Annotated in this window: 16 protein-coding genes; 14 read left to right on the plus strand and 2 right to left on the minus strand. The window is 72.2% G+C overall.

Annotated elements, in window-relative coordinates; translation table 11 throughout:
* The first annotated feature begins 133 nt into the window (after window positions 1-133).
* On the plus strand, window positions 134-742 hold the full coding sequence (locus ACGFRB_RS15610; protein WP_361225916.1) for a TetR/AcrR family transcriptional regulator: 609 nt from the start codon (window positions 134-136) through the stop codon (window positions 740-742).
* Here the strand turns inward: ACGFRB_RS15610 and ACGFRB_RS15615 are convergent.
* Both ACGFRB_RS15615 and ACGFRB_RS15620 read right to left on the minus strand, forming a co-directional pair.
* Complete coding sequence (locus tag ACGFRB_RS15615) at window positions 702-1,730, minus strand: fatty acid desaturase family protein (protein WP_393243358.1); 1,029 nt, start codon at window positions 1,728-1,730, stop codon at window positions 702-704. The two genes, ACGFRB_RS15610 and ACGFRB_RS15615, sit on opposite strands and share 41 nt — an antisense overlap.
* 21 nt (window positions 1,731-1,751) lie before the next feature.
* Window positions 1,752-2,216, minus strand: coding sequence for an SRPBCC family protein (locus ACGFRB_RS15620; RefSeq protein WP_393243360.1), 465 nt, complete (start codon window positions 2,214-2,216; stop codon window positions 1,752-1,754).
* A gap of 1,034 nt (window positions 2,217-3,250) precedes the next feature.
* On the opposite strand from ACGFRB_RS15620, the gene ACGFRB_RS15625 reads away from it, so the two are divergent.
* The 13 genes from ACGFRB_RS15625 (at window position 3,251) to ACGFRB_RS15685 (ending at window position 20,343) form a co-directional block, all read left to right on the plus strand.
* Entirely contained in the window at window positions 3,251-6,370 is a 3,120-nt protein-coding gene (locus tag ACGFRB_RS15625) for an amino acid adenylation domain-containing protein (RefSeq protein WP_393243362.1), read from the plus strand.
* Window positions 6,367-9,141 carry a beta-ketoacyl synthase N-terminal-like domain-containing protein gene (locus tag ACGFRB_RS15630; protein ID WP_393243364.1) on the plus strand — a complete coding sequence of 925 codons (2,775 nt, stop codon included), beginning with the start codon at window positions 6,367-6,369 and terminating at the stop codon, window positions 9,139-9,141. The genes ACGFRB_RS15625 and ACGFRB_RS15630 overlap by 4 nt, the downstream gene beginning before the upstream one ends.
* Before the next feature lie 5 nt (window positions 9,142-9,146).
* Window positions 9,147-10,757 (plus strand): aldehyde dehydrogenase family protein, encoded by a 1,611-nt coding sequence (locus ACGFRB_RS15635; protein WP_393243366.1) that lies wholly within the window; start codon window positions 9,147-9,149, stop codon window positions 10,755-10,757.
* Complete coding sequence (locus ACGFRB_RS15640) at window positions 10,757-11,902, plus strand: acyl-CoA dehydrogenase family protein (RefSeq protein ID WP_363006815.1); 1,146 nt, start codon at window positions 10,757-10,759, stop codon at window positions 11,900-11,902. The genes ACGFRB_RS15635 and ACGFRB_RS15640 overlap by 1 nt, the downstream gene beginning before the upstream one ends.
* 5 nt (window positions 11,903-11,907) lie before the next feature.
* Window positions 11,908-13,227 (plus strand): aspartate aminotransferase family protein, encoded by a 1,320-nt coding sequence (locus ACGFRB_RS15645; RefSeq protein WP_393243368.1) that lies wholly within the window; start codon window positions 11,908-11,910, stop codon window positions 13,225-13,227.
* Window positions 13,224-13,673 carry a type II toxin-antitoxin system RatA family toxin gene (locus ACGFRB_RS15650; protein ID WP_393243370.1) on the plus strand — a complete coding sequence of 150 codons (450 nt, stop codon included), beginning with the start codon at window positions 13,224-13,226 and terminating at the stop codon, window positions 13,671-13,673. Before ACGFRB_RS15645 ends, ACGFRB_RS15650 begins: the two co-directional genes overlap by 4 nt.
* Entirely contained in the window at window positions 13,673-14,176 is a 504-nt protein-coding gene (locus ACGFRB_RS15655) for a hypothetical protein (protein WP_393243372.1), read from the plus strand. The genes ACGFRB_RS15650 and ACGFRB_RS15655 overlap by 1 nt, the downstream gene beginning before the upstream one ends.
* Window positions 14,173-15,198 carry a phosphatidylglycerol lysyltransferase domain-containing protein gene (locus tag ACGFRB_RS15660; protein ID WP_393243374.1) on the plus strand — a complete coding sequence of 342 codons (1,026 nt, stop codon included), beginning with the start codon at window positions 14,173-14,175 and terminating at the stop codon, window positions 15,196-15,198. Before ACGFRB_RS15655 ends, ACGFRB_RS15660 begins: the two co-directional genes overlap by 4 nt.
* A 227-nt stretch (window positions 15,199-15,425) precedes the next feature.
* On the plus strand, window positions 15,426-16,382 hold the full coding sequence (locus ACGFRB_RS15665) for a VlmB-like protein (protein ID WP_363006825.1): 957 nt from the start codon (window positions 15,426-15,428) through the stop codon (window positions 16,380-16,382).
* The gene (locus ACGFRB_RS15670; protein WP_393243376.1) at window positions 16,379-17,242 is read left to right on the plus strand and encodes an alpha/beta fold hydrolase; all 864 of its coding nucleotides are present in this window, start codon (window positions 16,379-16,381) and stop codon (window positions 17,240-17,242) included. The genes ACGFRB_RS15665 and ACGFRB_RS15670 overlap by 4 nt, the downstream gene beginning before the upstream one ends.
* 667 nt (window positions 17,243-17,909) lie before the next feature.
* On the plus strand, window positions 17,910-18,527 hold the full coding sequence (locus ACGFRB_RS15675) for a TetR/AcrR family transcriptional regulator (protein ID WP_361225951.1): 618 nt from the start codon (window positions 17,910-17,912) through the stop codon (window positions 18,525-18,527).
* A 503-nt stretch (window positions 18,528-19,030) separates the two neighbouring features.
* A complete protein-coding gene (hemC, locus tag ACGFRB_RS15680) occupies window positions 19,031-19,963 on the plus strand; it encodes a hydroxymethylbilane synthase (protein WP_363006830.1) in 933 nt (310 codons plus the stop codon).
* A 98-nt stretch (window positions 19,964-20,061) separates the two neighbouring features.
* Window positions 20,062-20,343: a type II toxin-antitoxin system Phd/YefM family antitoxin gene (locus ACGFRB_RS15685; protein WP_393243658.1), complete on the plus strand. Its 282-nt coding sequence runs from the start codon at window positions 20,062-20,064 to the stop codon at window positions 20,341-20,343.
* Window positions 20,344-20,448 lie beyond the last annotated feature (105 nt).

Raw genomic sequence — 20,448 nt, forward strand, 5'->3', positions numbered from 1 at the left:
AAGACGCCGAAGGTGCCGAAGGTGCCGAAGTAAACGCAACGTTGCGTTGCAAATCTAGGAGATTCGGCGCGCAAACGCAACGCTACGTTGCGTTGGACTAGGCTGAATCTCCCATGAACGAAGGTGGTATCCCGTGACACGGAAGCAAGAAGGCGGCAGCGGCGGCCCGCGGCGCAAGGCCGAGATCTTCGAGGCCACGCTGGACATGCTGGGCAGTCTGGGCTACGACTCCCTCACCATCGAGGGGGTGGCCCAGCGCTCCGGGGTGAACAAGACGACCATCTACCGGTGGTGGGCGTCGAAGTCGGAGCTGCTGCGCGATGCCCTGCTGCATTCCCCCGTGCTGCGGTTCGAGATCGCCGACACCGGCAGTCTCCGAGGCGATCTGACCGACCTGGCCGAGCGGTTGCAGGATCTGCTGGACGACGAGCCCCGGCGGACCGTGGTGGAGGCGGCACTGGTCGGCGCGGTACGCCATCAGGCGATGCGCGAGCTGGTGATCTCGTTCCTCGACGACCGCTTCGGGCGGCACCAGCCGGCCTTCGAACGCGCGGTGGCGCGCGGCGATCTGCCGCCCGACGCCGATCCGGCGCCGATCGTGGACGCCATGGCCGGCGCCCTGTGGATGCGTGTCCTCGTCCGCCGGGGCGACGTGGCCGACACCTACACCCGTGACCTCGTCGACATGCTGATGGACGGGGTCACGCGGGCCGCGAAGCGTTCTGCCGCACCTGCTCGGTGACCCCGCGCAGGTGCGCCAGGACCTCGATGTACGAGCGGGTCGCCGAGACCTCGTAGTACGGCAGCCCCTGCTGAGCGCAGTGCGCCATGGTCAACGGCCGGCACTTGCGCAGGTTCGCGCGCGGCATCGTCGGGAAGACGTGGTGCTCGATCTGGTAGTTGAGCCCGCCGTAGAAGAAGTCGTGGAGCAGTGAGCCGCGGATGTTGCGCGAGGTGAGGACCTGACGGCTCAGCCAGTCGGGTTCCGCCTCGCCGTCCCGTACCGGCATCCCCTTGTGGTTGGGGGCGAAGACGCAGCCGAGGTACACCCCGAACAGGCCCTGGTGCACGGCGATGAACGCCACCGCGAGAAGCGGGTCGAGCAGGGAGAAGACCACCACCGCGTAGACGACGGCGTGCAGCGCGAGCAGGAACGTCTCGGTGCGCGGGTTGCGGACGACGCCGCGCCGGATGGCGATCACCGATCCGACGCGCAGGCCGATGCCCTCCAGGTTCAGCAGCGGGAAGAAGAGCGGCGCCTGGTGGCGGATCACGAAGGCGCGCAGCGCGGAGACGCCCTCGGCCTGCCGGGGTGCGAAGGCCACGAGACGGCGCAGGATGTCCGGGTCGTGGTCCAGGTGGTTGGGGTGGTTGTGGTGGCGGGTGTGGTGGTTCATCCACCAGCCGTAGCTGAAGCCCAGCAGGAGGTTGCCGTGGGTGAGTCCGAGCACGGTCATCGCCCGCCGGTTGCGGGTGACCTGGCCGTGGCCCACGTCGTGCCCCAGGTAGGCGGTCTGTCCGTACGCGAAGGCGAGCAGAACCGCGGTGGCCAGCTGCCACCAGGAGTCGCCGAGCCGCCAGAAGAGGGCCCAAGCCCCCACCACGAGCGCGGTGTTGGTCAGGAACTTCACGGTGTAGTAGCCGGTGCGGGGTTTGAGCAGACCCGCCTCGCGCACCGCCGCTTGGAGGGGGGCGAAGGAGACCGGGGCCGGGGCCTGGGCCGTCGTCATGGCTGTCGCCTTTCTGGGAGGTCATCGCTCCACGGCGCGCTTGAGCCGTAGGAGGGTGGTGCGCATGCCGGCGCGGTTGAGGGCGGCGCGGCGCCGCGCGGGCGTTCCGGTGAAGAGGAGGCCGAGCAGCTCGGTGACACGGGCGCCGCGGCCCGTGCGGAGGTCCGTCCAGGACTCCGTGACCCGGACCCCGCCGTCCTCGGGCGTGAACCGGTAGCTCCAGCGGGCCACCGGGAGGCCGAAAGTGCTCACATCGAACGTGAATCGTTCGGGAGCCTCGGCGCATGTGACGCGGCACCAAGTGAACCAGATGAACGGCCCCTTGCGGTTGATTCCGACGAAATTCCGGCCGGTCTCGGCGCGTCCGCGCGGGCCGAGAACCAGCCTGCACTCGGGGCTGTACTTCCCCATGGAACGCACGTCGGCCACGGCCTCGTACGCCTCCGTGCGTGAGGAATTCACGAAGATGTCCACTTCGGTACTCATCTGGCGTCGCATCGTTCTCCTCGGGCGTAAGGGCGCGGAACACCCAGGAGTATGAGACCCGGAGGGGAGGTGGTGACAAGGGGTCGCCGGAGCGAAAAGTCTCGGCCAGTGGCAAGACGCTCGGCGCCCTCGGACAGAAGCAAGCCCGCCTGCTGGGTTTCCCTTGACGATCACGAGCGGCGGGCCTACCTTAGAACGAGTCGAGCCGTTCTGGGCGAGGGGGGGAACCCTTGCGAGCTGCTGCTTGACACCGCAGCGCACACCTACGCCCGCCTCCCGGCCGCCCGTGCACACGCACCGGCGAACGGCGGCGTGCGCGAGCATTCCAGGGGGGAAGCATGACCAAGACCGCATCCGCGATGGCCGGTGCAATCTGCGACATCGCGTCTACTCTTCAGCTCGTCCGGTATTCCCGGGGACGCTGATGACCCTGCTCCGCGATACATTCACGGAGCCGCAACACCCGAACACCGCCACCTCCCACGACACCTCTCACGTGTCGGATGAATGGGAGCTGACAACCATGTCCGGGCTCCTCGGCATGGTCATTCGGGAAGTTGAACTCCGCATTCCACGTGCAAGCACCTTCATTTCCTTTTCCCATCCATCAGAGGGGTGAATGGTGGGCGCCTTCGATCCGTGCCTCTCCCATTCAGGAGTGCGTAAGGAAAAGGCCGCCGACCTTTCCCCTTAGTTTTCTCGACGCCGCGGGAGCCGGCTCCGCCCGGCCGAATCCCACGTACCCCGCCGGCAAGGCCCGGATCGGGCGTACGGATGACGGCCCTCCCGCCCGTCCGTCCGTACCAGGACCGAGTTCCACTCGCGGGCCGGCACCCCTTCCGCCGTTCCCGCTGCCCCGACCGTGACGCCACGCCGACGACGTCGTCCGCTCGGCCCCTCGCCACCTGCCCGGACCACTGTCCGCGGCGGTCCGCGTGGCGCGTCGGCACGCCCGACCACTGAGCGCAAGCAGCACGTACTCCCGCACGCAGCACGTACTCCGCACGCAGCAAGTACCCCAGGGGGAACCCACCATGACGGGACCGGCGATATCACCGGCCACGACAGCCCAGCTCAAGCTCCACACCCACCAGCAGCTCTTTCCTGACGACGCCTCCTTCAACCTCAGCCGGCTGTACCGCATCACCGGCGACGTCGACCTGGAGCGGCTGCGCGCGGCGCTGGGCCGCCTCGCCCGCGGCATCCACGCCCTCAACGTGACCTTCGAGTCCACCGGCGACACCGTGCACGCCGTGCCCCGCGCCCCGGAGGCGGACCTCGACGTCCTGGTGCCGCTGACCGTGCTGCCCGGCAACGCCGAGCGGACGATCGCCGGGCTGATCGCGGAGCAGAGCGACACCCCGATCCCGCCCGGCGAGCGCCAGTACGCCTTCCACCTGTACCGGGACGACGAGGCCGCCTACGCCACGGTCCTGTTCTCCCACCTGGTCAACGACGGCTACAGCTACTTCAACTTCCTCGCGGAGCTGGAGCGTCTCTACGCCGACCCCGAGGCCGACCTCCCGGCGTCCGTCGAAGACAGCCCGGCCTCCTTCGGCGCCGCAGCGCCGCCGAGCGCGGACGCCCTCGAGTTCTTCCGCAGCCGCCTCGGCCACCTCACCACCCTGGGCGACGACCGCCTCCAGGGCCGCCGCACCGCCTCCGGCGCCCGGCTCGGCGAGGAGCGCAGCCTCGAACTCGACGCGGAACTGGGCGAGTCGATCCGCAGGCGGACGAAGGAGCTCGGCTGCACGCCGTTCGCGTTCTTCCTCGCCGCCTACCTCGTCACGTACGCACGGGTCACCGGCGGCCGCGAGCTGGTCACCGGCATCCCGCTGGCCAACCGCCGCGGACTGCGCCAGCGGCAGGCGTACGGCTACTTCGTCAACACGCTCCCGCTCGCGGTGGACCTCACGGAGCACGGCTCCTTCGAGGATCTGTGCCGGGCCGTGCAGTCGACGACCGTCGGCATGCTGCGCCACCAGGGCTTCGACCTGGGCGCGCACGCCCGTGAGGTGAGCGCCGGGCTCGCGGGGGGCCTGCTCTCCACCGACAACACCTTCACCTATTACAAGGAGCCGCTGTTCTTCCGGCTGGACGGCGCCACCGTCGAGTCCCTTCCGCTCCCGCGCCGCCAGGTGAAGTACCCGCTCTCGATGAACGTCGAGGACTTCGGGACCGCCTTCGTCATCAACGCCGAGTGCAGCGACGAGCAGTGGCTCACCGATCCACTGGGGGTGATGCGGCACGTCCTGACCGTGGTGGCCGAGGACCCCAAGCGGCGGATCGAGGAGATCCCCGCCCTGTCCGCCGAGGCCGAGCGCGAGCTGTTCGCCCTGGTCAACCCGGACGCCGGCGGCGAGCCCTTCGAGGTGCCGCCGTCCCTGGCCGCCTGGTTCGAGCGGACCGCGCGGGAGCATCCGGAGCGGGTCGCCGTCCGTGACCGCGACGAGCAGCTGACGTACGCCGAACTGGGCGAGCGGGCGGCCCGGATCGCCGCACGGCTCTCGGTCGCCACCGACAGCACCCATGTCGGCATCGCCATGCGGCGCGGGACCGACCTGATCGCCGTCATCCTCGGCACGCTCATGGCGCGCAAGGTCTACGTCCCGCTCGACCCCAACTCCCCGGCGTCGCGCATCGATTCGATCCTGCAGAGCTTCCCGGGCGGACTGCCGATCGTGGTGGACGCGGAGTACTGGCCGTCGTCCGACACGCGCTTCCTGCCGGCGAAGTCGCTGCTCGCGCCGGCCCGGCCCGACGAGAGTGGCGCCGGACCGGTGCCGCAGGACGACCCGGACGCCTGCGCGTACGTCATCTTCACCTCCGGTTCCACCGGCCGCCCCAAGGGCGTCCAGGTCACCCACCGCAATGTGATGCGGCTGATGCGCTCCAGCGAGGGCCACTTCGGATTCGGCCCCGAGGACACCTGGAGCCTGTTCCACTCGTACGCCTTCGACTTCTCCGTCTGGGAGATCTTCGGCGCGCTGCTGTACGGCGGCCGGCTGGCGATCGTCCCGGAGGACTGCGCCAAGTCCCCCGACCAGTTCCGGGAGTTCCTGGTCCGCGAGCAGGTCACCGTGCTCAACCAGACGCCCTCCGCGTTCGGCCAGCTGACGAAGGTGCTCGAACCGGGCGACGACGAGCGCCTCGCCGTCCGCTATGTGGTCTTCGGCGGTGAGGCCCTGCGGTTCGCCTCGCTGAACGCCTGGTACGAAGTGATGGGCGAGCGGGCCCAGTTGGTGAACATGTACGGCATCACCGAGACGACCGTCCACGTCACCCACCACGCGATCACTCCCGAAAGCGCCCGTACGGAGACCCTCTCGGCGATCGGCCGCCCGCTGCCGGACCTCACGGTCACGGTCGTCGACACCGACGGCCTCGTCTGCCCGCCGGGCGTCCCCGGGGAACTGATCGTCGGCGGCGCCGGCGTCTCGCTCGGCTACCTCGGTCAGCCGGAGCTGACGGCGGAGCGCTTCCCCGTCCTCGGCGGCAAGACGCTCTACCGCAGCGGCGACCTCGGCGTGGTGCGGCCCGACGGCACGCTCGTGCACCTCGGCCGGATCGACAAGCAGGTCCAACTGCGCGGCTTCCGCATCGAGATCGGTGAGATCGAGACGGCGCTGCTCACGGTCCCCGGCGTCCGCGAGTGCACCGTCCGGCTCGACGAGCGCGACCCGGAACACCCCCGCTTGGTCGCCTTCGCGGCCGGCGCGGACCTGCCGGAGCCCGGCGAGATCCGGCGGGCCCTGCGGGACCGGCTGCCCTCGTACATGGTGCCTGCCCAGTTCGTCCGCTCCGCGGCCCTCCCGCTGACCCTCAACGGAAAGATCGACGACGCGGCGCTGCCCTGGCCGGCGGTGGCCGGGGCCGCCCCGGAGCAGGGCGCGACCGGTGCGCCCGCCGAGGCCGGCGACGGCACCGAGGCGGCCGTCCGCGCCGTGTGGGGCCAGGTGCTCCCCGGGATCGAGATCGGCCCCGACGACAACTTCTTCGACATCGGCGGCTCGTCCATGCACGTGGTCCAAGTCCACCGACTGCTTCAGGAACACCTGGCCGTGCCCGACCTGGAAATGATCGAGCTCTACACCCACACCACGGTGCGCCGGCTCGCGGCGCACGTCGACGCCGTACGAGGAGACAGCCGATGACCCCGACCACCACGCCCGAAGCGATGGGCGCAGCCGTGGCCATCGTCGGGATGGCGGGACGCTTCCCCGGCGCGGCGACGACGGACGAGCTCTGGCAGGGCCTGCTCGACGGCGTCGAGTCCGTCCGCCGGTTCTCCGACGAGGAGATGGCCGAGGCGGGTGTCTCCCCGGAGCGGATCGCCTCTCCCGGCCGGGTCCCGAGGGGTGCGGACCTCGCGGACGCGGATCTCTTCGACGCCGGCTTCTTCGGCGTCACCCAGCGCGACGCCCGGCTGATGGACCCCCAGCAGCGGGTCTTCCTGACCTGCGCCTGGCAGGCCCTGGAGGACGCGGGCCTGGCCGCAAACGCCCCGGGCGGCCCGGTGGGCGTCTTCGCCAGCACCAGCATGAGCACCTACCTGCTGGCCAATGTGCTGCGCTCGGCCGAATACGCGGACGCCGCCCTGACGTACCCGGTGCTCCTTGGCAACGACAAGGACTTCCTGGCCACCCGCGTCTCGTACAAGCTCGACCTGCGCGGACCCAGCATGACCGTGCAGAGCGCCTGCTCCAGCTCGCTGACCGCCGTCCACCTGGCCTGCCAGGCACTGGCGCGCGGCGAGGTACGGGCCGCGCTCGCCGGCGGCGTCAGCATCACCTTCCCGCAGACCTCGGGGTACGAGTACCAGGAGGGCGGGATCCTCTCCCGCGACGGCCACTGCCGGGTCTTCGACGCCGCCTCCGCCGGCACGATCAAGGGCAACGGCTGCGGTGTCGTCGTCCTCAAGCGGCTCGCCGACGCGCTGGAGGACGGGGACCGCGTCTACGCGGTCATCCGGGGCACGGCCGTCAACAACGACGGCTCGGACAAGATCGGCTTCACCGCGCCCGGCCCGCAGGGCCAGCGCGCGGTCATCAAGGCGGCCGTCGAGGCCTCGGGCGTCCCCGCCGCGCACGTCGGGTACGTCGAGACCCACGGCACCGGGACCGTCGTCGGGGACCCGCTGGAGCTTCAGGCGCTCAGCGCCGCCTATGAGGAGGCCGGCGGCCCGGCCCCCGACTGCGCGATCGGCAGCCTCAAGGCCAATGTGGGGCACCTCGACGCGGCGGCCGGCGTGACCGGCCTGATCAAGGCGGCCCTCGCGCTCTACCACCAGAAGGTGCCGCGGCAGATCAACTACGACACCCCCAACCCGCACCTGCGGCTCGACGACCGGCCCTACACGGTGCCCACCGAGACCGTGGAGCACTCGCCGGCCGCTCCGCTGCGGGCGGCGGCGGTCAGCTCCTTCGGCCTCGGCGGCACGAACGCGCACGCCGTGCTCGCGGCCCCGCCCGTACGCCAGGAGCCGCCCGCCGGGCAGCCCGGGATCCCCTACCCGGTCGTGCTGTCCGCGCGGGACGCCGAGGCACTGGCCGACCAGGCCCGCGCGCTGCGCGCCCTGCTGGACACGCCCGAGCCGCCGGCCGTCCGGGACATCGCGTACACGCTGTTCACCGGCCGGCCCCTGCTGCCCGTACGGCACGTGTTCACCGCGGCCACCCACGACGAGCTGCGCGCGGGACTCGACGCGCTGCTCGCCGGGGCGCCGGCGAACTCCGCGCTGCCCGACACCGGCTGGGTCCACGGCCCGGCCCTCAAGACCTCCTTGCCGGGTTACCCCTTCCGGCAGGAGCGCCACTGGATCGAGCCCACCCCCAGGGCCGACGCGGTGGCCGCGGCCCCTGCCGACACCCCCGCGGCGGGGGCCGCGCAGACCCTCACCACTGCCGCCGGTGCCGCCGTCGCGCCCGACATGGCCGACGACGACGTCCTGGAGCGCGTGATCGAGCTGCTCGAACAGGGCCTGGGCATGGACCAGATCGCCCCGGACGACGACTTCTACGAGCTCGGCGGGGACTCCCTGCTCGCCGTGGAGATGGTCACCGCCCTGCGGAGCATTTTCGACATCGCGCTGGACGTCGACGAGTTCGCCCGGCTGCGCACCCCGGACGAGATGGCCGCCCAGATCCGCGCGGCACGCTCCGGCACCGCGGCCGAGCGCAGCGGGATCACGCCGGTCCGCGACGGCGAGGGCACGCCGGTGTACCTGGTCCCGCCGGCGGGCGGCACCAACTTCCTGTACTTCCGGCTGGCCGACCAGATGGCGCCGGGCGCACCGCTGCGCGCGCTGTCCTTCCCCTCGGACCCGGCCCTGCGGCCCGGCACGCTGCGCGAACTGGCGGCGCTCTACGTCGAGTGGATCCGCCGCGAGCAGCCGCAGGGACCGTACCGCCTGGGCGGCTACTCGTTCGGCGGAAACGTGGTCTTCGAGATGGCGCTCCAGCTCCAGCGGAGCGGCGAGACGGTCGAGCGGCTGGTCATGCTCGACGCCCATGTGCCCGAGACCTACGTGGCCGGGCACCTGGACGAGGAGGAGTTCCAAGCGGTCTTCCCCGTCTTGTTCGAGGCGGCGGCGGTGCGCGGCGTGGACCCGGAGATGCTGCGGGAACAGGGCTTCCTCGACGTATGGCAGCACAACCACGACCTGCTCAAGGGCTACTACCCGGACCGCCGGTTCGAGGGAGACCTCGTCCTGCTCCAGGCGGAGGAGCCGGAGGGGGACGCGCTGCTCGACGCCCTGCGCATGAACCCGCGCGACAAGTCCGTGTGGGGCGCCCACATCACCGGCCACCTGCTGGTGGACAAGGTTCCCGGCGACCACTTCTCGATGTTCGACGAGGGCGACCGGATCGCCCGTCTCGGGGCCGCCCTCGGCGCGGCCCTCGCCCAAAGCGACCAGGAAGGCTGACCGCGATGCTGAGTTACGGCTCTTACGTGGACGGACAGGACCGGCCGGGCACCCAGTGGGTGTACACCGTGCGCGCCTCCGCCATGCTGCGTGACTTCTTCGGTTCCGTGCGGACCAAACGCGCTCTGGAGAGCGGGCAGCTCGCTCCCGAGGACGCGCCCGACTACGTGATCGGACGCTCGGCCGTCGCCGATCCGCACGAGGTGGAGGCGGCGCTGCAGTCGGCCTCGCGGGCCGCCGAAGAGTGGTCGGCCGCCCCGCTCGCCACCCGGATGCGGCTGGTCGAGGTCTTCCACGAGCTGGTGCGCGAGAAGCACGACGAGATCGTCGACCTGATGATCGCGGAGGGGCACCCCTCGGCCCTCGCCCGCTGGGAGGCCTCCGGCATCCTCGCCAACACCGCACCGCAGACCCGCGAGTTCCTCGCGAGCCAGATGGAGCACCGGGTCGACACGGCGCAGCGGGAGCTGACGGTACGCCGGGTCGCCGACGGAGTGGTCTGCCTGAACCCGCCGCAGAACGCGACGATCGCCAACGTCCTGCTGGGCATCTGGGCGCTCGCGGCCGGCAACGCGCTGGTGGTCCGCGCCCCGAAGAGTGCGCCGCTCGGCGTGATGCACATCCTGCGCGAGCTGATCGCCCCGGCCCTGGAGGCCGTCGGCGCGCCCGCCGCGGCGCTCTCGGTGCTCTGCTCGGACGCGCCCGGCACCATGCGGGCCTGGCTGGAGAGCCCGCTCGTCGACGACGTCATGTACTTCGGCGGCAGCCGGCAGGGCATCGAGTTCGGCGCCCAGTGCGTGGCCGCCGGCAAGAAGCCCGTCCTCGAACTCGCGGGCAACGACATCTGCGTGGTCTGGCACGACGCGGACCTCGACCTGGCCGCCGAGGCGCTCACCGAGGCGTTCTACGGCTCCGGGCAGATCTGCATGGTGCCCAACGTCGCGGTGGTCCACCCGGCCGTCGCGGACGAGCTGCTGGCGAAGGTGACCGCGCGGGCCGCGGCGATCCGGCCGGGCTACCCCGAGGAGCCGGGGACGCTGCTCTCGCCCGTACTGCGCACCGACCTGTTCAAGGCCGTGCTGGACCAGGCGCTCGAAGGCGGCGCCGAACTGGTCTGCGGCGGACGGCGGCTGGCCGTGTCGGGCGAGGTGGACGAGGTCGGCGGGCTGTTCCTGGAGCCCACCGTCGTCCGCGTCGACGGGCTCAAGCAGGCCCGGGACCTGGACGCCGTACGCCACGAGACGTTCTTCCCGCTGCTGCCGGTCGTCGTCCCCGCGCCGGAGGAGACCGAAGGACTCCTTGAGACAGTGATCGACTTCGTCAACACCAACGAGTACGGGCTGCGCAACTCGCTGTGGACCGGCGACCGGGCGGTCGCCGACCGCTACGTGGCCCGGGTGCGCGGCGGCGGACTGCTCAAGGTGAACGACTCGCACATCGGCTTCCTCCCGGTCCTGCCCACCCACGGCGGCACCGGCCTGACCGGCGGCCCCGGCGGCGAGGGCAACTACCCCGTCCTGCGCACCTCCCACCTCCAGGGCGTCAGCGTGGCGCACGGCGTGCGCCCCACCGAGGCCGTGTTCGCGGACCTGAAGAAGAAGGAGGCATCGGTCTGATGCGCGCCATGAACGACGCCCGCGAGGCGTGCGAGAAGTACCTGCCGGGGCTGGCCGAGGAGCTTGGGAACGTCCCCCTGGCGACCCTTGAGGCGCCGGGCGGGCCGGGGCTCACCGCCTTCCGCAAGTGCGGCGGGCCGGGGCTGCTCATTCCGCAGGCGTACGGGGGCGGGGGCGCGAGCGCCCTGGACGCCGTACGGGTCGGGCGGGCGCTGGGGGCGATCTCCCCCTCGCTCGGAGTCGCGGCCGCGATGCACAACTTCTCGGTGGCCAGCCTGGTCGCCCTGGTCGCCTCGGAGGACGCGAGCGGCCTGGAGTGGATGCTGATCGAGGCCATCGCCCGGGACCGGCTGCTGGTCGCGTCCGGGTTCGCCGAGGGCCGTACCGGCGCCGGCATCCTGGACTCGTCGGTCACGGCCGTGCCCGCCGAGGGCGGTGGCTTCCTGGTCAACGGCGTCAAGAAGCCGTGCAGCCTGACCCACTCGATGGACCTGCTGACCGCCGGAGTGGCGCTGCCCGCCGCCGACGGGCAGGGCGGCAGCGAACTGGGCGTGGCGCTGGTGCCGGCCCAGTCCCCGGGCATCACCCGCAAGCCGTTCTGGAGCGCCCCCTTCCTCGCCGGCGCGGAGAGCGACGAGGTCCGGCTGGAGGACGTGCACGTCCCGGACGAGCTGATGCTGCGGACGCAGACCGAGCTGGGTTCGGGCCTGGACACGCTCCAGACGGTCGGCTTCGTCTGGTTCGAGCTGCTGGTCACCGCGGCGTACACCGGCGCGGTGGGCCGGCTCGCCGAGGCGGCGGTGGCCGGCGGGCGCGGCAGCGCCACCGACCGGGCCGCCCTTGTCACCGGCATGGAGGCGGCCTCGGGGCTGGCCGAGAACGTCGCCCGGCAGGTCGACACGGGCCCGGTGGGCAACGACGAGCTGGCCGCGTCCCTCAACGCGCGCTTCGCCGTGCAGGACCTGCTGGTGAACGTCGCGGACCGGGCGGCGGAGACCCTCGGCGGGCTGGCGTTCGCCACCTCGCCCGACATCGGCGGCCTGCTGGCCGTCAGCCGGGCGCTGGCCTTCCACCCGCCGTCGCGTACGGCCTCCGCGCAGGCGCTGCTCGACCACTGCGCCGGCGAGCCCCTGCGGGTCCGGTGAGCGGCGTGAGCGCGGCCCCCGGCCCCCTGGGGCAGAGCGCGGCCCCGCCCGCCCACCTCACGGGGCAGAGCGTGGCCGCCGGGTACAAGGCGCACCTGAGCCGGGGGCGCGGCAAGCTCGGCGAGATGTTCGGCGGCCACGTCGAGGTCTCCTCGGCCGGCTGCCGGATCCGTACGGCCGACGGAGAGGACTTCCTCAACGCCGGCGGGTACGGGGTCTTCCTCACCGGCGCCTGCCACCCCCGGGTGGTCGCCGCGGTCGAGCGGCAGATCCGTACGCTGCCGCTGGCCACCCGGCTGCTGCTGGAGCCGTCGGCCGCGCGGGCCGCGGCGGCGCTCACCGGGGTCTGCCCGGACGGCCTGGAGCGGGTGCACTTCTCCGGCTCGGGCGCGGAGGCGGTGGAAGCGGCGCTGAAGATGGCCCGCAGCCTCGGCCACCGCCGGGTGATCGCGACCCGCGGCGGCTATCACGGCAAGACGCTCGGCGCGCTGTCGGTGACCGGGAAGCCGCTGTACCAGGACCCGTTCCGGCCGCTGCTGCCGCTGGTCTCCCACGTGCCGTTCGGCGACGTGGCCGCGCTGGCGGCGGAACTCGGATCCGACGGCTCGGACGCCGCGGTCATCCTGGAACCGGTGCAGGGCGAGGCGGGCGTCATCATCCCGCCGGACGGCTACCTCAAGGAGGTGGCGGACCTGTGCCGGGCGACCGGGGCCCTGTTCATTCTCGACGAGATCCAGACCGGGATGGGCCGGCTCGGCGCCTGGTGGGGCGCGGACCGCGAGGCGATCTCGCCCGACATCCTGCTGGCCGGCAAGTCGCTCAGCGGCGGGGTGATCCCGGTGGCGGCGACGATCGCCACGGAGAAGGCCTTCGCGGTCTTCGACCGTGACCCGTTCATCCACACCTCGACGTTCTCCGCGGCCCCGGTCGCCATGGCCGCCGCCGAGGCGGCGATCGACGTGATCCGGGACGAGGGCCTGACCGACCGGGCCGCCCGGCTGGGCGAGGAACTCCTCGCCCGGCTGCGCGCCTTTGTGACCGAGCACTGCGGGCACCTGGTCCGCGAGGTCCGGGGTGTGGGGCTGCTCATCGGCGTGGAGTTCCACGACGCCGGTGCCGCCGGGGAGTTCCTGCTGGAACTGCTGGACCGCCACATCATCGTGAACCACTCGCTCAACGCGCACACGGTCGTCCGGTTCACCCCGCCGGCGGTGCTCGGCGACGGGGAGCTGGACGAGCTGTCCGAGGCGGTCCACGCGGCCGCGCAGGCGCTCGGCGCGCGCTTCCCGCAGAACGGCGACACGAACAAGGAGCAGCTGACATGAGAGCGGTAGAGCTGGAACACCGCAGCGCGGGTGTCGACGCGCGGACGGCGTACGGGCTGGTGCGCGACTTCGGGCGCTACCCCGAGCTTGTCGACATCGTTCGCAAGGTGGAGGTGCACCCGGCGGACGCCGACGGGGCGGTCGTCAGCGACTGGGAGGTGGACTTCCGCAACGGAGTCCTGTCCTGGTCCGAGGAGGACGTCTTCGACGACGCGGAGATGCTGATCTCCTTCCGCCAGACCGCGGGCGACTTCGAGGTGTTCGACGGCCAGTGGCAGGTGACGCCCGCGGGGCCGGACGGCGCCGGGTGCGTCGTGCGCTTCGAGGCCAAGTTCGACTTCGGCCTGCCGAGCCTCGCCGGGATCATCGACCCGGTGGCCGAGCGGGTGCTGCGCGAGACCATCGCGACCATCCTGAAGGCCCTGCTGGGCGGGGAGGCCGCGTAGTGGACGCCGCGAACCGCTTCGAGTCCCGTACCACCTACGGGCTGTTGCGTGCCGAGTACATGGTCGGCCTGGTCATCAGCGCCTGGCTGCTGATCGCGCACTGGGACGAGGTGCGCTGGCCGGTGGCCGTGGGCCTGTTCCTGTACATCGACCTCATCGGCTACATCCCGGGGGCGATAGCCCACCACCGGGCCCGGGACGGGCGCGTGTCGCGCGTCTACTACGTCCTGTACAACACGATGCACAGCTGGCTGACCGCGGGCGCGGTCGTGGGCCTGTGGGCATGGGTGTTCGGCTGGGAGTGGGCCCTGCTCGCCGTTCCGATCCACCTGTGCGGGGACCGGGGCCTGCTGGGCAACTTCCTCAAGCCGTTCTCCGTGGAGTTCGAGCCGAAGCCGCACCCGGCGTTCACGAAGTTCGAGTCGGCGGTGGAGTCGGGGGTGGGGCCGGCGGTGGAGCCGGGCGGCCAGGACTCCCCGGCCCCGGTCGGGGCGCGCGGATGACCGCGGGTCCCGCCGCGGTCACGGACCGGGAGGTGGCGCGGGCCGTGGAGCTGCTGCGCGCCCACGCCGACCACCCGAGCGCGGCACTGGCCCTCAACGGGGCCACCCACCGCTACCAGGGCCGCGACGCGGACGGACTCGTCGCCTACACGCGGCGCGGGCGCCGCGACGTGGTGCAGTTCGCGGCCCCCTTCGCCGCACCGGCCGAGCGGGGAAGGTTGCTCGACGAGTTCCTCGGCCGGCTGGCCTCCGGTCCGGGAGCGCCGCCCCGGCTGACGGCCGCGCAGGTCGGGCGGGCCGACGTGGGGCTGTACGCGGAGCGCGGGTTCACCGTGAACCAGGTCGGCAGCACGTACGGTATCGACCTGGCCCGCTTCACCTCGCGCGGCAAAGCCCTGGCCAAGGTCCGGCAGAACGTCAACCGGGCCCGGCGGGACGGCGTGACCGTCGTGGAGACGGACCCGGGCGATCCGGGAGACCGGCGCGAGCTCGACGCCATCGATGCCGAATGGCTCGCGGCGAAGGGCCGCCATGTGAAGGAGTTGTCCTTCCTGATCGGCGAACGGGGCGGTCCGGCGGCGCCGTTGCGTCGTACCTTCCTCGCCCGGCACGACGGCCGCACGGTCGGCTACATCACCTACTCCCCGGTGTGGGGCAGCCGGCCGGGCTGGCTGTACGACCTGACGCGCAGGTCGCCCCGGGCTCCGGTCGGGACCGTGGAGCTGGTCAACCTGACCGCCCTCGGCCGCTTCCAGGAGGAGGGCGCGCCCTGGCTGCACCTCGGGCTGACCCCGTTCGCCGGTCTCGACGACCGGCACGAGCCCGAGGGCGCGAGCCGGGGGATGACCAAGGCGCTGCGGCTCGTCGCCGAGCACGGGCGGCTGGTCTATCCCGCGCGGTCGCAGGAGGCGTTCAAGCTCAAGTGGGCGCCGCACGCGATCGAGCCGGAGTACGTCGCGTTCCAGGGCGGGGTGCGTCCGGTTCCGCTCTGGCACCTGCTGCGGACCACGGGCTCCATCTGAGCCTCCGGCGCGCGGCGGCCTGCGGATACGGCCGGCGGGCGCGGCTGGCGGCCATGTCCGGCACGACTTCCCGTACGACTCCCCGCGCAAGCTTCCCCCGGCACACCCCACATCGCCGGCACCCCCCCCACATCGCCGGCCCCCCCCACGTCCCCGGCACCACCCCCACATCCCCGGCACCACCCCCTGCTCCGGCGGGACATCCGAGAAGAGAAAGAGGAATCCCCATGACCACCACCCCCGTCGAGGCCGACTGGGACCGTGCCCCGAGCGTGCTCGAAGGCGCCCGGACGCTCGAACTGACCACGGCGGACTGCAACTTGCCGTACTGGCTGCGCCACGTCGCGGGCACGATGCTGCGGCGGCTCTCCGACGGTTCGGTGCCCGACGCGGGACCGACCGCGGCGGTGTGCGAGCCGGGCCCGTTGCGCGACGCCCTCGTCGACGAGTTCACCTTCCGTCACCTGGCGGAGGAGAAGGCGACCCGCGCGCTGTCCTTCCTGGTCTTCCACGCCCCGAGCACCGACGACCTCGAATTCTTCTCGACGCAGCTGATCGACGAGGCCCGCCACGCCCGTATCTTCCGGGAGCACCTGCTGCGCGTGGGCCTGTCCGAGGGGCAGATCGCGGACGAGGTCGCCCGTACCGCCGCGACGACCGCGGCCTCGGTGCTGGACCCGCTGGAGAAGTTCGGCCTCGAAGTCCTGCGCGACCAGGGCGACTTCCACGGCGGCGTGCTGGTGCTGACCGTCCTCGTGGAGGGCATCCTGGCGCCGGCCGCCGAGCTCAGCGAGCGCAAGTGGCGTCCGCTGGACCCGGGCGCGGCCCTGGTGGAGCGCGGCGCCAACATGGACGAGATCCGGCACCTCGCGGTCGGCAGCTCGGTCGTGCGCGACTATCTGACGAAGCACCCGGAGCAGCGCCCGCGGCTGCTCGACATCATCACGGAAGGCCGCCGCCTGTGGGAGAAGCTCCCCATGGAGGAGGTGCTGTTCCGCCGCGAGTCGCTCTTCCAGGAGGGCCTCGCCCAGCACGCGGAATTCATCGGCGACTACGAGATCTGGCCCGGCCGCCGGTTGGTCGACACCGGTATCGAGGAGCGCATGGAGGCGGCCGGCCGCTGGTCGGCCGAGACCCAGGACGCCCGCCTGGACTACATGCTCCTTTCGGACTCCGCCCGATGAGCGCGACCCGCTGGGAGGTGCCGCTGCCGGCGGAGCGCGGTGACGGCCCCCAGCGGATCGTCGCCCAGGTCGCCGAGCCGGCGCGGGCGCCGCGCGCGGTGGTGCTGATCTGGCCCGCCATGGCGGTCAAGGCCTCGTACTACGCCCCGTTCTGCGACGAGTTGGCGGCCTTGGACATCGCGTCCGTCGCCGCCGACCTGCGCGGGCAGGGCGAGAGCGGGCCGAGGCCGGGCCGGGGCTCCCGCCACGGCTACGACGAGCTGGCCTCGCGGGACTGGCCTCGGATGGTGGCGGCGGTGCGGGAACGCTTCGGCGAGGGCGTCCCCTTGTACCTGCTCGGGCACAGCATCGGCGGCCAGGTCTCCGTGCTGTACGCGGCCCGGGAGCCGAAGGGCGTCGACGGCCTGATCTTCGTGGCCGCCGGGTCGGTGGACTTCCGCGGATTCCCGGGCCTGAGCGGGCTGCGGGTGCTGCTGAGCACGCAACTGGCCGCCGTGATCGCCCGGTTGTGGGGCTACTTCCCAGGGCACCGGCTCGGATTCGCGGGGCGGCAGCCGGCCCGGCTGATCCGGGACTGGGCCAAGATCGCCCGTACCGGCCGGTTCGAGCCCTCGGGCGCCGACGTCGACTACGCCGAGCGGCTGGGGGACGTACGCCTTCCGGTGCTCGCCGTCTCGGTGGCCGGGGACTCCCTCGCTCCCGCGACGGCGGTGGAGCGGCTGTGCGCCACGCTGCCGTCGGCCACCGTGGAGCGATGGCGGTACGAACCCGCCGAGGGGGTCCGGGTCGACCATGTGCGCTGGGTCCGCAAGGGCGCCCCGGTGGCACAGCGGATCCGCGCGTGGGCCGACGGCCTCTGACCGCGTCGGCTCGTACGGGAGCGTGCGGCGCGCCGGAGTGGCATGGCGGAGTGGCATGGCGGAGTGGCACGGCGGAGGGGTGTGGCGGGATGGCGTGCCGGGATGGCGTGCCGGGGTGGGGCCTGACGCCGTGCCGGCTCGTCCGGGGTGCGCGCCTTCGGCACACGGCCGCTCGTACTTAACAGAGTTGCCAGAGTGAGCGGCGAGTCTCGGCCACACCCGCGAAGATGTCGCCGCGGTGGCCGGGGCGGGGTCGATCCGGAGAACCGCCGGTGCGTCGTTCCGCCGTCGGCTGCCCGCCGTGAGGTGCCGGCGGACGCCGGGCGGTCGGCCGTCGCCGCGGATCCCGGTCCCGACTTGGTCTTCTGCCTGCGGTGGACGTAGAAAGAACGTTTGGTAATGCGCACTGCCGCCCCTTGGGGGCAGTTGCGGAGGGATCGGGCTGCCGTGGGGCCCGCGCCGCGGGGGTGCCGGTGCGGGTGACCACACGGTGTGCCGATCCGTGTGGGGACGGCCACGGAACCGACTTCGGGACGGTATTGACTTCGGCCAATCCTGTGCTTCTCGAAGGAGGGCGATCGGATACCATCCAGCTGCATGGAACGAGTCGTCTCGTTCCAATAGCTCCAGTGGCATCCGCGCTCCGCGCCCAAAAGACGAGAGATCCATGGGACAAAACAGGAATCTGAAACAAGTATCGGACCACTCCGGCACCCACATGCGGGACTTGGACGCGCGCAACCGGATCCTCGGTGCGACGCTGCGGATCCTGGCTCAAAACGGCTACTCCAAGCTCACCATCGGCGGAGTCGCCGCGGAGGCCCGCGTCGGCAAGGCGACGATCTACCGCTCCTGGCCCAACAAGCCGGCCCTGGTGCTCGACGCCGTACGCGAGGAACTGCCCCCGATCCCGAACGAGGATACGGGCGACAGCGGGGCCGAACTGATCGCGGTGGCCTGCTCCCTGGCCGACCTGTACTGCTCGCAGAAGATCCGGGCGGCGCTGCCGGCCCTGGTGGCGGACGTCGCGGACGACTCGGGGCTGCGCAGCTTCCTCACCGAGCGCCTGATCGACGGCCGCAAGGCCTCTTCGCGTGTCGTCCTGGAGCGCGCCGTCGAACGCGGCGTCCTGCCGCCGGACACCGACATCTCCCTGGTCCTCGACTCGTGGGCGGGGGCCATCCTCTTCCGCAGCCTCTTCTTCGAGGAGAACTTCGACGAACAGACCGTCCGGCGGATGGTCGCCAGCACGGTGGCGTCCCCTCCACGGCTTCCCCAGGACTGAGCCCGCCTTCCTCCGCCCTCCCGGCACGACCGCGCGGACGTTCGTCGTCTTCGCGGGCCCCTCCCCGGGTCGAGGAGGGTGAGCGGTCGGTTTCGGCGCCGGTGCCACGAGTTGCGCGCCGGCGGGCCCGGTGGCCGGAGTCCGTGCACGGCGCGCCCGGAGGTCAGGGCCGGGACGCGTCCGGCGGCCGTCGCGTCCTCGTCGGGTATCTCTCCCCGGATGCCCGCGGTGGCGCGGCGGTGAGGTGGCGCGGCGGTGAGGTGGCGGTCTCCGCGCCGGCGGCGGCGATCGGCTCGCGGTGTCCTCGGGGGCGTACCCGAGGAGCGTGTTCCGGCCGGCGCTCTTCGGCACCGGCTCGCGGCGCCTGATTCGCCCCCCACGGGCCCTGTGACCCCCTCGACACCCATACCGACCCTTTGGTGACAAAGTGTCGGAATCCGAGCACCCTCCACGCGCGTACGATGAAGGCCCAATAGGCCATCTCTGTCGAGGAGTTGATCCGAATGGGTGACGTGGTACGGATCGGATCGAGGGCCAGCAAGCTGGCGCGCGCCCAGGTCGCGGAGTGGCTCGCGCCGATCGCCGAGCGGTTCCCCGGGGTCACGTTCAAGCGCCAGGTCATCCTCGAAGGCGGGGACAGGGACCGCGTGACCCCGACCCTGGCCGAGGTGGCGAAGACGTCCGGCGGGTCGGCCTTCTCCACCAACCAGGAGGCGGCCCTGGTCGCGGGCGAGGTCGACGTGATCGTGCACTCGCTCAAGGACCTCCCCACCGCCGTGAGCGAGGGCACGCTCCTGCTGACCACCCCCGGCCCGCGCGAGGACGTCCGGGACGTGCTGTGCGGCGCGACGCTCGCCGGCCTTCCGCGCGGAGCGAGCGTCGGTACGGGCGCCCCGCGCCGCGTGGCCCAGCTCCTCGCCCTGCGCCCCGACCTGCGGGTGGTGCCGATCCGCGGCAACGTCCCCGGGCGGCTGGCCCGGACCACCAAGGGCGAACTGGACGCCGTCCTGCTCGCGGCGGCCGGCCTGAACCGGCTCGGTCTGCTGCCCGAGGCGCACGAGGTGCTCGACCCCGCCGTCTTCCTGCCGTCCCCCGGCCAGGGCGCGCTCGGCATCCAGGTCCGTGCCGGCTCCCTGGCCGCCGAGCTTCTGGCCGCCACCGGGGACCCGGGGGTCGACGCCTGCGTCCGCGCCGAACGCGCCCTGCTCGCCGAACTCCACGGCGGCTGCTCGGTCCCGGTCGGCGCCTGGGGCCGGATCGGCCCGGACGGAATGCTCCACCTGTCCGCCACGGTGACCTCCCTCGACGGCGCCCAGCAGGTCACGGCGGCGGGCGAGGGCCCGGTCGAGGACCCGGAGAAGGTGGGCGCGGTGGTCGCGGGCGAACTCCTCGCCCATGGGGCGTCCGGCATCCTGCGGTCGATCCGCACGGCCTGACGCCGACTGTCGGCCGCCGGCCGCCGGGCGGCGTCTGGGGCGGGCCGACGGCAAGCACACCCGACGCAGAGAGGCAGTCCGTGACGGAGAAGCAGTCCGTGCCTATCACCGCGAGCGAAGCCCGTAAGGCCCTCTTCCCGCTGACCAAGAGGGCCGACGACGACCACGAAGCCGTCGAGATCGTCTCCAGGCATGGGAATGCCGTGCTCGTCTCAACCGAGGACTACGCCGCGCTGCGCGAAGGCTCGTACCTGCTCCGCTCGCCCGCGAACGCGCGGCGGCTGCTCAGGGCGTACGAGAACGCCCTGAGCACCGTCGGCGTGTCGGAGCGTGCGCTGATCGATCCGGACGCGGTCGACCCTGCCGTGGATGCCGGGTGAGGATCCTCTTCGAGGATCGGGGCTGGGAGGACTACGTGTCCTGGCTCAAGAACGCCCGGCGGACGCCCGGCGCGCGACGCACTCCCGCTGAGCAGGAGCCTGCCG

Source organism: Streptomyces sp. NPDC048718 (genome assembly GCF_043198875.1).
Classification (GTDB): Bacteria; Actinomycetota; Actinomycetes; order Streptomycetales; family Streptomycetaceae; genus Streptomyces.

Excerpts from the sequence above, each read along its gene's own strand:
- ACGFRB_RS15615 (WP_393243358.1), bottom strand. The coding sequence starts at position 1,730 with ATGACGACGGCCCAGGCCCCGGCCCCGGTCTCCTTCGCCCCCCTCCAA.
- ACGFRB_RS15620 (WP_393243360.1), bottom strand. The coding sequence starts at position 2,216 with ATGAGTACCGAAGTGGACATCTTCGTGAATTCCTCACGCACGGAGGCG.
- ACGFRB_RS15625 (WP_393243362.1), top strand. The coding sequence starts at position 3,251 with ATGACGGGACCGGCGATATCACCGGCCACGACAGCCCAGCTCAAGCTC.
- ACGFRB_RS15630 (WP_393243364.1), top strand. The coding sequence starts at position 6,367 with ATGACCCCGACCACCACGCCCGAAGCGATGGGCGCAGCCGTGGCCATC.
- ACGFRB_RS15635 (WP_393243366.1), top strand. The coding sequence starts at position 9,147 with ATGCTGAGTTACGGCTCTTACGTGGACGGACAGGACCGGCCGGGCACC.
- ACGFRB_RS15640 (WP_363006815.1), top strand. The coding sequence starts at position 10,757 with ATGCGCGCCATGAACGACGCCCGCGAGGCGTGCGAGAAGTACCTGCCG.
- ACGFRB_RS15650 (WP_393243370.1), top strand. The coding sequence starts at position 13,224 with ATGAGAGCGGTAGAGCTGGAACACCGCAGCGCGGGTGTCGACGCGCGG.
- ACGFRB_RS15660 (WP_393243374.1), top strand. The coding sequence starts at position 14,173 with ATGACCGCGGGTCCCGCCGCGGTCACGGACCGGGAGGTGGCGCGGGCC.
- ACGFRB_RS15665 (WP_363006825.1), top strand. The coding sequence starts at position 15,426 with ATGACCACCACCCCCGTCGAGGCCGACTGGGACCGTGCCCCGAGCGTG.
- ACGFRB_RS15670 (WP_393243376.1), top strand. The coding sequence starts at position 16,379 with ATGAGCGCGACCCGCTGGGAGGTGCCGCTGCCGGCGGAGCGCGGTGAC.
- ACGFRB_RS15675 (WP_361225951.1), top strand. The coding sequence starts at position 17,910 with ATGGGACAAAACAGGAATCTGAAACAAGTATCGGACCACTCCGGCACC.
- hemC (WP_363006830.1), top strand. The coding sequence starts at position 19,031 with ATGGGTGACGTGGTACGGATCGGATCGAGGGCCAGCAAGCTGGCGCGC.